Below are 11,822 nucleotides of genomic sequence, written 5' to 3' on the forward strand. Positions count from 1 at the left end.
TCGCGCGGTTCAGGGATCCAGCGGATCCATCGGGTCGATGCGCAGCGATTCGGGAGCCGGCACGAACGGGATCGCGTAGGGCGAAACACGTGAACCGACCTCGCCCGGAACGTAACCCAGTTCATGGCGGTTGCGCTCGCTGAAGGCGCTGCTGGCGACCGAATCGATATGTGATGGACTGCTGACCACCAATGCCGGTTGCCGCGGCGGTGCCTGCAGGGCCGCCAGCAACCGGGCTGCATTGCGCAGGTTGGTGGTGGTGTGGCGGGCATACGGCTCGATGATGATTGCATCTGCGGGAATGCCGAAGCGTGCCATCAGCGCTTCGCGCATCTGCACCGCTTCGACGCTGCGGGTGCCGCGTGGGTGTACCGCACCACCCGAGACGATGAGGAAGGGGGCATCACCTGCCGCGTAGCGCTGCGCGGCCGCCTTCAGGCGCAGCTTGCTGCCGGCGCTGAGCGGGGTGGTCAATTCGTCCGGTCCCTGGCCCAGCACGATGATCGCGGTGTACGGATGCGCATTCCAGTCGAGCTGCCGCGCACGCGCAAACGGCGCGGCGTTCACCCCCGCGCTGATGGGCTCGAAACGCATCGCATCGAGGCGGTCATTGGCATCGAGCAGGCCCACCGCCACCGCGATGCTGCGATCGAAGGCGGTGTAGGCCGCGCTGGCGTCCACCTCGCTCATCTGCATGGCAATGGCGACGTCGCCGGCCAGTCGCGTGCTGCCCGCTGCGCCGATCGGGCCGTCGATGGCGTCGTAGCGGGGCGGCTGGCCCTGGCCATAGACGGAGAGGATGTTGTTGAGGCCCGCCAGCTCCCGCTCGATGGCCTCGGCGTGCGCGGGAGCCGCAGCGGTCAACAGGCCTGCCTGCGCGGGCGTCCAGCGTGCGGACGCGAGCGTGCAGGTGGCGGTCCGGCAGCCGGCCAGCTGCTGCATGCGTTCGGCCAGGAGGGCACGCGCATCACCGGGCAGCGTATCGGGCTTCAACTGTACGAGGGTCGGGAACAGTCGTGCGGCCAGCGCGGCGCTGTCGCGGTCGTCGGCCGCCGCCGCAAGCGGCAGCGCTGCCGTGGCAAGCAGGGCAAGGGACAAGGCAAATCGTCGATGCATCACCAGCTCCTGCTGACCATCAGGCGGACGTTGCGGCCGAACAGAGGCCGTCCATAGATTGCCTCGGCCGAACCCTGTCCGGCCAGGGCGTCGGTGCGGGTATTGCCCTCGGTGAGTCCCTTTTCATTGGTCAGGTTGTCGCCCACCAGCTGTGCGCCCCAGTTGCCGCGCTTCCATGAAACGCCCAGCCCCAGGGTCTGGTAGGCAGGCAGCGCCGTCTGGTTGAACAGATCAACATAGGATTTTCCGACCACGTCATAGCGCAGCCAGGTCTCGAACTGGTCCTGGCCGTGCTGGAAGCTGAAGGTCGGGCGGAGGTTGCCGTAGAGCTTGGGCTCGCGAACGATCTGCTTGCCGTTGACGGCGGCCGGATCGGCGCCGGAATCGTTCTGCAGGCTGTCGTACTGCGGATCGCTGACCGTGATCGAGCCGGCAATACTGAACCAGTCCAGCGGCCGGAACAGCCCATCCAGTTCGATGCCCTTGGAGACGGCGGTACCGATGAACGGCACCGACTGGTCATTGCGGCCGGTCGTCGGGTTGAACGCCACGAACGAGGCGTTGAGTGGGTCGAACTTCGTGTAGAACGCAGTCAGGTACAGGTAGGACCGGCCGAATCCGGCCTTCAGGCCCAGCTCGTACTGGTCCAGCTGGGTCTGCACGATGGTGGGATCGATCGAGCGTGCCACTGACGAGTTGGGAACGATCTCCATGTGCGAGACGCGGGCGTAAGCACCCACCGAAGGGGTGAAATCGAAGTTCGCACCGACGGTCCAGTTGTTCGCGGACGGGTCCAGGCGATGGTTCTGGACGACGCCGGTGAACCGGCGCGTGGTGTTGTCGGCCAGTGTGGTGCGGTCGCCGAGGTCGACCTGGGCGGTCTGCTCTGCATAGCCTTCATAGCGGTAGCGTTCATGGCGGATACCGGCGTCGAGCTTGAAGCGGTCCGTCAGTGCCCAGGTGTCATTGGCATACACCGCGAACATGCGGGCATCGACCTCGCCACGATTCAGGGTGGTGGTGTAACGCAGCGTGCCCTTGTCGGTGACATAGCCCAGCGGGGTGCCATCGTTGCCGTAGGCCACCAGGTCCAGCAGGCGTGGCTTGCCGCGCATCTCCATCAGCATGTCCTGGTACAGGCTGAAGGCCGTGGTGCCGAAGAAGGCCGTGTATGCACCGATGTTCAGATCGTGGCTGCCCCAGGCCGTTTCAAACAGCCGCGTCGCACTGAAGTCGGCCTGGCCGGAGTAGAAGTCCGAATCTGCGGCCCGGTACTGGGCCGAGATCACCAGGCCGGAGTCGGCATAGGGATCGTAGGCGCTCGCCCCGTTGCTGCCGGCCAGGGCGTAGCCCATCCGCGCGACGCCGGCACCGAAGGCGGTACGGGCCGCGCCCAGATAGCCGTTGGCGAAAGCGCGTGCGTCGACCGGGTTGGTGGTCGAGTACAGCGCGTCGAAGGTATTGCGGCCCTTGGTGTAGCCGGTTTTCAGCGAGATCGTCCAATCGCTGGCGGTATTCTCGTACTGGAAGCCGATGTTGCCGAAGCGCATGTGCCGGCCATCGGCCAGGTCGCGGTTCATGCCCTGCAGGACGCCGCCGCCATCGAGGTACTTCAGGTTGACACTGCGCAGCGACGGCGAGTTCAGCGTACCGTCGAAGTAGTCGATGTACGGGTCCAGCGGGACGCTGGGATTGCGCGGATCGGCGACCGGGATCGGCAGGTAGAACGTATTGTGGTCATCGACGAAGGTACCGCTGACCTTGAACCAGCTGGTGTCGTCGAAGTAGTGCTTGATGTTGCCCCTGATCTGCCCGCCCTTGTCGTTCGGGAAGCCGTTGTCGCGGTAGCCATCGTGCTGGCGCAGGAATCCACCGACTGCATAGAAGGTGTCCTTGCCGAGGGCGCCGGACTGGTACATCTCGCCGCGGTACAGCCCGGTGTCACCCACGGTCAGCTGGGCCTTGCCGTGGGTCTCTTCGGAGCCCTCGGCCAGGATGTTGTTGACGATGGCGCCGCCACTGCTCGCATAGATCGGCGCCGGGCCACCACGTACGATCTCCACCCGCTGGTTCATCACGTCGAACCGGTTCATGCCGTCGCCGGAATTGAAGAAGTGGCCATCCAGCTCCTGGTAGAGCGGCAGGCCGTCCTGCTGGAAGGCGATGAAGCCACGATCGGTGGGAATGCCGCGCAGCCGGGTGATGTTCTGCACCTCGCCTCCGGTGGCTTCGACATGGATGCCGGGCACGGACCCGAGCAGGTCGGCGTAGCTTTTCGGTGCGAGTTTCTGCACGTCTTCGCGGCTGAGTGAATTGACCGCGAAGGACGCATCGAAACGACGCTGGGTGCGTGCCGCACCGGTGACCACCACCGCGTCCAGCGTTGCGGCGTCGGCGCTGCCCTGGTTCTGGACGGAGGCGTCCTGCGCAGAAGCGTTGCCATGCAGGGATATCAAGGCCAGGGAGATTCCCAGGACCAGGGGGCTGATGTTCATCGGAGGGCGGCCATGCAGGGAAGGGGGACCGCTGCACGGTAGGTCCGGGCGATGACGGAATTGTTTACTTCGGCGGAAATAAACAATTAAACGATGGCATCGGCGCCCAGCTGGTGGATTGGCAGCAGCGCTGCGCCCACCGAAACCGCGGATCCTCCCAGCCGTGACACATGCACCTGCGGCAGGCGCAGGCTGTCCAGCGCGCTGCTCCAGCGTGCCGGCTGCTGCAGGTGTTGCCCCAACGCTTCCAGTACCTGGCGGGGTAGCGAACCGGACAGGATCACGGCGCCCGGATCGAGCCACGCCACGCCGGTATTGGCCGCTGCGCCCAGCTGGTTTCCTGCGCGTTCGGCCCAGGCACTGATGATGCCGGCATGGCTTTCCAGGCAGGCCTCCAGCTCGAACAACGAAGGAATTCCGGCGCCGGCCTCGCGCAACGTGGCCAGCAGGTCGATACCCGAGGGGCGCGGTGCGTCCATGCGGAACAGGCGGCCGATGTCGCCTGCATTGCCGAACTCACCGCGCATCACATCACGCCGGTGGATCACGCCGCCACCCACGCCGTGGCCGACATACAGTAGCAGCGCCGAAGCGCAGTCGCGGATCAGACCGCTGTCGTAATACTCCGCCAACGCCGCCAGGGTTGCATCGTTCTCCACCCACACCGGGAAGCCGAAGTAGTCTTCGAAGAACTGGTCGTTGTCGATATCGCGCCAGCCATGCAGCCAGTCCACCGCGTGCCGGCGTGCCGGACCGGTTTCGACCACGGGCCCCGGAACGGCCACGCCGAGGCCCAGAAAGCGCGCGCGCATCAGTCCGGTGCTGCTGGTGAGGCTGCGCAGGCGCTGGTCCACGCAATGGACGAAATCGAGGGGATCTGCGCTGTCGAATGCGGTGGCATCGCGGGCGATGACCTGGCCGGCGAAATCCACCAGTGCGATCTCCAGCCAACCGGGATGCACCGTGGCACCGGCGGCATAGCCGCCCCGACCGGACAGCGCCAGTGGCACCGAGGGACGGCCGCGCTGGCCATCGGACAGTTGTCCCTGTTCCTCGATCACTTCCAGCATCAGCAGTTCACGCGCCAGGCGGGTCAACGCGCCGTTGTGCATGCCCAGCTGGTGGGCGATGGTGATGCGGGGAACGGCGCCCATCGTGCGCAACAGCCAGATGATGCGCTTGTGGTCCGCATCCAGCGCGATCAGCGGCTTGCGGCGCAGCCGCGATGTCGGGGCCAGGCTCACGGTTGCAGGCCCTCGGTGCGTGCTGGGGGGATGGGCCAGGCCAATGCGGCCAGCGAAAGCAGGCTGCCGGCGGCGACCAGCGAGACCAGTGCGGCCGAGGTGCCCGGATCGCCCGCCTGTATACCGGGCAGCACTTCCCCCAGCAGCAACGAAGAGGCCGCGATGGATAGCTTCATGGTTCCGGTGAGCAGTGCAAAACAGCTGAGGTCATCGTCGCGTCCGCTATGGATGGCATGGCGACGGGCGATCAGCGCGGTGCGTCGCCACAGCACCAGGCCGACGCTGGCCACCGCCGTCCCGTGGATGGCGGCACATGCAATCGCTATGGGCGTGGAGGGGATGGCCAGGTACACGCCAACGGCGGCGACGGCCAGCACCGACATCAGCGCGAGCATCCCGGTCTCGCTGTGCAGCGTTGAACGCAGGCGCAGGCAGAGCCAGGGGGCAACCACCATGCCCGCCACCATCGCGAAGGTCAGCGCTGCCCCATGTTCGGCGAAGGGGAACAGACGCCCTGCCAGGCCAACCAGCGCCGTCTCCGCCGCCGCGGCCAGCAGAACCGGCAGCAGCGCCGGCAGGGGCAGGGGCAGGGGCAGGGCAGCGGGCGTCCTGGTTGCGGAGGGCCGTGAGGGCGTTGCGACGCAGGCCAAAGGAAGCGCAGCGGCCGCGATCAGCACGCCGATGACTATGCAGATCAGCAACGCGTTGCCACTGCCCTGGGACGCAGGCGTACCGACCACGCCGAACAGCGCCGAGGCAATGCACAGCTTGGAGATCGGCACCACCACGGCGCGGGTGGAGACATAGCGCATGGCCTCGTCCTCGTCATGGGGCAGCAAGGACGTCAGCGCGTTCTGGGCCACGTCGTAGACCGCATAGCAGGTACGGAACAGCAACGATGCGACCAGCAACGGCAGGAAGGCGGGCTCGGTTGCGTTGCCCGGGCTGAACAGCAGGCAGGCGCTGGCCGCCGTGCCGAGCCCGCCGATGAGCTGCAGGCGCAGGGCCAGGCGCTGCTGGTTGCGCATGCGGGTGAACACGGCGGCCAGCAGCAGATCGAGCAGGCTGCTGTAGGCCAGTGAAATGGCCAGCAGCTGGCCGGTGTGGGCCGCCGGCAGCCCCAGCCGGGCGTGCAGGTAGTAGCCCAGCACCAGATCCACGAACGACCAGGCCAGGGTGCGGGCAAAGTGGCCGGCGGCATAAAGGTGCCGTGGCGAGGGCTGCGCGTTCAACGCCGTGTACTGGGGGAGAAGAGCCGGAGATGCTGGATCGTTCTACTACCCCTGTGTGACATGGTCCTGACATGGCGCGTGGCCGGGCATTCAGCGAGTGGCTTGCACCCCCCGCCGCAGGCGCGCAGCATTCGCCCTGCTGCCCCCCATCACGCGTCACGCAGCGCTTTCTTCACTGGAACGGAGCAACGTATGAAACTGTTGTCCGCTGTGTTGTTGTCTGCGCTTTCGCTCTCGGCCGTTCCGGCGCTGGCGGTGGAAGCTTCGCCCTCACCGCTGCTGGGGCGCTGGTCGCTGGATATCGCCACGTCTGCGCTACCCGAAGCGCAGCGCCCGAAGCACGTGGTGCTCGAGTTCAAGGACGCCGGTGCGGGTCGCTGGAGTTCACACGTGGACATCGTCCTGCACGATGGCAAGACCATGAAGTCCGACGGCACGCTGGCGCTGGACGGCACGCCGGGGCCCTTGTCCGGTACTTACGGCGCGGACAAGGCCAATCTGAAACTGCCGGCGCCGAACACCCTGGTGATGCAGCTGGTGGACCACGGCACGCCGGCCTCCACCCGCATCTATACCGTGGCGGCCGACCGTACGACGATGACCGAGACCAAGGCGTTCTACGGTCACGACGGTACCCCGATCCTGCAGACCAATCTGTTCAAGCGGATACCGTAGCGGCGACGCCTGCACCACGCCCGCACAGCGGGCGTGGTGAATGCAGCAGCCTTATACCGCAGCCGGGTCGCGCTTGCCGGTGTCGATGCCGTACCTGTCGATGGCCTCCTGCATCCGCGAGCGTTCGATGCGACCTTCGTCAGCCAGTGATTTCAGGGCGGCCAGCACGATGAAGTGGCGATCCACTTCGAAGAAAGTGCGCAGCGATTCACGTGTATCGGAACGGCCGAAGCCATCGGTGCCGAGTGCGGTGAAGCGGCGGTCGTTGATGAAGGGACGGATCTGGTCGCCTACGATCTTCATGTAGTCGGTGGCCACCACCACCGGGCCTTCATGGCCCTGCAGGCACCGCTGCACGTAGGGTACGCGTGGCTCCTCGGCCGGATGCAGCAGGTTCCAGCGTTCGGCGGCCAGGCCGTCGCGGCGCAGTTCGGTCAGGCTGGTGGCGCTCCAGACATCGCTGGCGACGCCGAAGTCCTGCTGCAGCAGTTCTGCTGCGGCTTCCACTTCGCGCAGGATCGAGCCGCTGCCCATCAGCTGCACGCGTGGCTGCGAGGCTGTATCGGCGGCTGCCGGATGCAGCAGATACAGGCCCTTCAGGATGCCCGCTTCCACGCCCTCCGGCAGTGCCGGCTGCGGGTAGTTTTCGTTGAGCACGGTGATGTAGTAGTAGATGTCTTCCTGGTCGACATACATGCGGCGCAGGCCGTCATGGATGATCACCGCCAGCTCGTAGTTGTAGGTCGGGTCGTAGGACACGCAGCTCGGAATCACCGACGACAGCACGTGGCTGTGGCCGTCATCGTGCTGCAGGCCTTCGCCCATCAGCGTGGTGCGGCCCGACGTGGCACCGAGCAGGAAGCCGCGGGTACGCGCATCGGCAGCGGCCCAGGCCAGGTCACCGACACGCTGCAGGCCGAACATCGAATAGAAGATGTAGAACGGAATCGTGGCCAGGCCGTGGTTGCTGTAGGCGGTGCCGGCGGCGATCCACGAACAGATCGCACCGGATTCATTGATGCCTTCCTGCAGGATCTGGCCGTCCTTGGCTTCCTTGTAATAGCTCAGCTGGCCGGCATCCTGCGGGGTGTACAGCTGGCCCAGGTAGGAGTGGATGCCGATCTGGCGGAACAGGCCTTCCATGCCGAAGGTGCGCGATTCATCGGGCACGATCGGAACCACCAGCTTGCCCAGTTCCGGGTCTTTCAGCAGGCTGGTTAGGATGCGCACGAAGCCCATGGTGGTGGACTGGCCGCGATCGCCGCTGCCCTGCAGCTGGGTGTTGAAGATCGACAGCGGTGGCAGTGGCAGCGGATCGACCTTGGCCAGGCGCGCCGGCAGCTGCCCACCCTGGATGCGGCGGCGCTCGGCGAAGTAGGTGGCCTCGGCGCTGCCGGGTTCCGGGCGCAGATAGGGCATCTCCTCCAGCTGGTCGTCGCTGACCGGCAGGTTGAAGCGGTCGCGGAAGGCGCGCACCGCATCGGCGCTCATCTTCTTCAGCTGGTGGTTGATGTTCTGGCCTTCGCCGGCTTCGCCCATGCCGAAACCCTTGACCGTCTTGGCCAGGATCACTGTCGGCCGGCCGCTGGTGTTCACCGCCTGCTGGTAGGCGGCGTACACCTTCTGCGGATCGTGGCCACCACGTGCCAGCGCCCAGATGTCGTCGTCGCTCATGTGCGCGACCCGCTCCAGAAGCTCGGGATAGCGGCCGAAGAAGTGCTCGCGCAAGTAGGCGCCGCTCTGCGACTTGAAGGTCTGGTAGTCGCCGTCCACGCATTCCATCATGCGCTGGCGCAGCAGGCCGTTGTGGTCGCGGGCCAGCAGGTCGTCCCAGCCGCTGCCCCAGATCAGCTTGATCACGTTCCAGCCGGCCGCGCGGAAGGTGCCTTCCAGTTCCTGGATGACCTTGGCGTTGCCGCGTACCGGACCGTCCAGGCGCTGCAGGTTGCAGTTGACCACGAACACAATGTTGTCCAACCGCTCGCGGCCAGCCAGGGAAATTGCCGCCAGCGATTCGGGCTGGTCCATTTCGCCGTCGCCGAGGAAGGCCCAAACCTTGCGGCCCTGGTGTTCTTTCAGGCCGCGGTATTCCAGGTAACGCATGTAGCGCGCCTGGTAGGCAGCGGTCAGCGGGCCCAGCCCCATCGATACGGTGGGGAACTGCCAGAACTCCGGCATCAGGCGCGGGTGTGGATACGAGGACAGGCCTTCGCGGCCGGCTTCGCGGCGGAAGTTGTCCATCCGTGCCGGATCGATGCGGCCCTCCACGTACGCGCGGCCGTAGATGCCCGGCGCCGAATGGCCCTGGATGTAGATCATGTCGCCGTCGAAGGTGTCGGTGCGGCCACGGAAGAAGTGATCGAAGCCGACGTCGTACAGCACCGCCGCGGACTGGTAGGTGGCGATGTGGCCGCCGACGTTGGAATGCTTGCCGGCACGCAGCACCATCACCATCGCGTTCCAGCGGATCATCGCATTCAGGCGGCGCTCGATGGCCAGGTCACCCGGGTAGGCCGGCTGGCGTTCGGGCGGGATGGTGTTGACGTAGGCAGTCCAGGCACGGGTATGCAGGTCGCCGTGCTGCTGCGCGTCCAGATCGCTCAGCTGGTCGATCAGGTAGTGCGCGCGCGGCCGGCCGCCGGCCTGCATCACCGCCTCCAGCGATTCACGCCACTCCTGGGTTTCCAGTGGGTCGGTATCGAAGGGAATGAGGGCTTGGTTCATGGCTGTCTCCAGAGGGCGCCGGTCGGACTTCTGCCTGGGCGACAACACCGGCAGGGCGCACAGCACTGGAGCGGGGTCGCAACGGCGGGGGCCGTGACGCGAAGGGCGACCGTGGCGGCCACCGAGAAGACAAGCGTAGGCCTGCCCCCCGGGCTTCGGTAGGCGGGCGGGGCTTGGGTCTCTGGCAAGCAAGGGTTGGCACCGCGCGCCGTATCATGCGCGCATGCGCTGGGTGCGGCCGCTGATCAGGCCGGGGACAGCCCAGGCAGGAACACCGGGATGATCGCCACGCCGACGCCCAGCAGGCACCAGGCGACGATGGGTAGCCAGCGCGCCAGGCGTTGGGCGGGTTCCGGTGCACGACGGCCACCGATCCACAGCAGCAGCGTGAGCACGCCCAGTGCATAGGCGAGGGCGACGACTACCGGATGCACATGGATGACCCGGCTGGGCGGCCACATCTGCTGCTGGTAGGCGGTGGTGTGGGCGACCAGCAGCAGGAACAGCAGGCTGCTGAGGGTGTTGATGGCGGTGCGTGCGTTCATTGCGGGGCACTCCTTGTGCCGGCTGCCGGGACAGTGCAGGGGCGGCATTCTAGCGGCTGCCTGCCGGAGGTTGAAACGCCACTGTCATCGATGGCGGTCACCCTGCGGGGCTTTCCAGCCTCGGGGTGGTTGGCCGGCCGTGAACAGCGTGAGGATCTGGGAGAAGAGCTACGCGCTGCGGCGACGACTGCTGCGTGGCTTCTTCCTGCGTCGCGGTTCGGCCAGCGAGGATGCCGAAGACCTGGCGCAGGAGGTTTACCTGCGGCTGCTGCGCAGCACCGGCGAGGATGCCGATGCGGTCGAGAACCCGGAAGCCTACCTGTTCACCGTGGCGGCCAACCTGGCGCGCGAGCATGCGCGCGCGCGGTCGTCGCTGCCGCCGCTGGAAGATGTCGATCTGCTGGCCGAAGTGCTGAAAAGCGAAGAAGACATCGAAGGCGAATTCGAGCGTGCGCAGCGCTGGAACGATATCCGCACCACCATCGCACGACTGCCTGCAACCACGCGGCGGGTGATGGAGCTGCATTACCGCGATGGGCTGGATTGCCCGGCAATCAGCCAGCAGCTGCAGGTGTCGGTGCACATGGTGCGCAAGCACATCGGCAAGGGGCTGGAGGCTTGCAGGAAGGCGCTGGGCGCCAGGGAGCACACATGAACCGGAACTCTTCGCCCGTGGCCGACGACACGCTCGCCTGCGAGGCCATGGACTGGTTCCTGCGCAATCGTGACGGAACACTGGGCGAGGCCGAGCGGGTTGCGTTCCTGGACTGGATGAAGCGCTCGCCGGAGCACGTGCGCGCCTATATGCACGCCCTCGCGCTGCACCGGCAGGTCGGTGAGGCGCTGCAATCGCCGTTGCCTGAAGAGGCGCCGGTGCCAGCGCGGCAGGTCGCTGCCAAGGTGGTGCCGCTGTTCGGTAGCGTGCACGCGCCGCCGCGCGCTGTGCCGCGTCGCGGTCGTGCGCGCTGGTGGGTGGCGGCTGCCGCAGCCTGTATCGCCCTGCTCGGCGTGGGTCTGGTTCCGCAGGTGATGCCCACCGAGCAACTGTACAGTGCCGGACAGGGTGAGCTTCGCGACGTGGTGCTGCCCGACCAGACCCAGGTGCGGCTCAACGCGGACAGCCGCCTGCGGGTACGCATGGGCTGGTTCAGCCGCAAGGTGGAGCTGCTGCAGGGCGAGGCCACGTTCGATATCGCCCGTGACCGACGGTCGTTCGAGGTGCAGGTGAACGGACTGCAGATCCGCGATATCGGCACGGTGTTCGATGTGTCCCGACGGTTGCAGGGCACGCGCATCGGCGTGGTTTCCGGCGAGGTGGAGATCTGGAGCCAGGGTGCGGACGCCCGGCGTCTTGCGCAACTGGGCGAAGGCCGGGTGGTGCAGGTCGACGCGCGCAGCCATGCGGTGGAGTCGCTGGATGTACCGTTGTCGATGCTGCTGGACTGGCAGCAACGCAAGGTGTCCTTCCTGGATGAGCGGCTGGACGAGGTAGCCGCTGCCTTCAACCGGCACAACCAGGTACAGGTGCGCGTGCTGGACGAAGGCGCGGCATCGGCACGGTTGTCGGGCAGTCTCGATGCGCATCGCATCGGTGCGCTGCAGGCCTTCCTCGAACGCGACCCGCGTTTCGTGGTGAGGCGCGAAGGCGACACCGTGCGGGTTGTCAGTCGCTGAGGCCGACGTGGCCGTGGACTGTCAGAAAAAATTCATCGAATCCGCGTTCTCCACTTCGGTGGATGCGGGCTCTTACTTGGGAGAAGCCGCTGCCGAGCCACGCAGCGGCGCCTGCTG

At 66.5% G+C, this 11,822-nt stretch carries 9 protein-coding genes; 3 read left to right on the forward strand and 6 right to left on the reverse strand.

What is annotated here, in order from left to right:
• Positions 1-9: 9 nt before the first annotated feature.
• From ACW5IY_RS08595 to ACW5IY_RS08610, 4 genes are all read right to left on the reverse strand, one after another.
• On the reverse strand, positions 10-1,116 hold the full coding sequence (locus ACW5IY_RS08595) for a YdcF family protein (protein WP_049434761.1): 1,107 nt from the start codon (positions 1,114-1,116) through the stop codon (positions 10-12).
• A complete protein-coding gene (locus ACW5IY_RS08600; RefSeq protein WP_457327163.1) occupies positions 1,116-3,611 on the reverse strand; it encodes a TonB-dependent receptor in 2,496 nt (831 codons plus the stop codon). The genes ACW5IY_RS08595 and ACW5IY_RS08600 overlap by 1 nt, the downstream gene beginning before the upstream one ends.
• A gap of 86 nt (positions 3,612-3,697) precedes the next feature.
• The gene (locus ACW5IY_RS08605) at positions 3,698-4,855 is read right to left on the reverse strand and encodes an ROK family protein (RefSeq protein WP_049434756.1); all 1,158 of its coding nucleotides are present in this window, start codon (positions 4,853-4,855) and stop codon (positions 3,698-3,700) included.
• Positions 4,852-6,087, reverse strand: a complete 1,236-nt coding sequence (locus tag ACW5IY_RS08610) for an MFS transporter (protein WP_049434755.1) — start codon at positions 6,085-6,087, stop codon at positions 4,852-4,854. The genes ACW5IY_RS08605 and ACW5IY_RS08610 overlap by 4 nt, the downstream gene beginning before the upstream one ends.
• Before the next feature lie 192 nt (positions 6,088-6,279).
• Here ACW5IY_RS08610 and ACW5IY_RS08615 point away from each other — a divergent pair, with 192 nt between their 5' ends.
• The gene (locus tag ACW5IY_RS08615) at positions 6,280-6,762 is read left to right on the forward strand and encodes a hypothetical protein (protein WP_010484263.1); all 483 of its coding nucleotides are present in this window, start codon (positions 6,280-6,282) and stop codon (positions 6,760-6,762) included.
• A 51-nt stretch (positions 6,763-6,813) separates the two neighbouring features.
• Here the strand turns inward: ACW5IY_RS08615 and aceE are convergent, their stop codons facing one another.
• Positions 6,814-9,486: a pyruvate dehydrogenase (acetyl-transferring), homodimeric type gene (gene aceE / locus ACW5IY_RS08620; RefSeq protein ID WP_049434753.1), complete on the reverse strand. Its 2,673-nt coding sequence runs from the start codon at positions 9,484-9,486 to the stop codon at positions 6,814-6,816.
• 245 nt (positions 9,487-9,731) lie between these two features.
• Positions 9,732-10,031, reverse strand: a complete 300-nt coding sequence (locus ACW5IY_RS08625) for a hypothetical protein (RefSeq protein ID WP_049434752.1) — start codon at positions 10,029-10,031, stop codon at positions 9,732-9,734.
• Positions 10,032-10,170: 139 nt separating this feature from the next.
• On the opposite strand from ACW5IY_RS08625, the gene ACW5IY_RS08630 reads away from it, so the two are divergent.
• Together ACW5IY_RS08630 and ACW5IY_RS08635 are read left to right on the forward strand one after the other, a co-directional pair.
• The gene (locus ACW5IY_RS08630; protein WP_049434751.1) at positions 10,171-10,686 is read left to right on the forward strand and encodes an RNA polymerase sigma factor; all 516 of its coding nucleotides are present in this window, start codon (positions 10,171-10,173) and stop codon (positions 10,684-10,686) included.
• Entirely contained in the window at positions 10,683-11,705 is a 1,023-nt protein-coding gene (locus ACW5IY_RS08635) for a FecR family protein (protein WP_049434749.1), read from the forward strand. Before ACW5IY_RS08630 ends, ACW5IY_RS08635 begins: the two co-directional genes overlap by 4 nt.
• Positions 11,706-11,822 lie beyond the last annotated feature (117 nt).

It is taken from the genome of Stenotrophomonas sp. C-A (assembly GCF_054030835.1).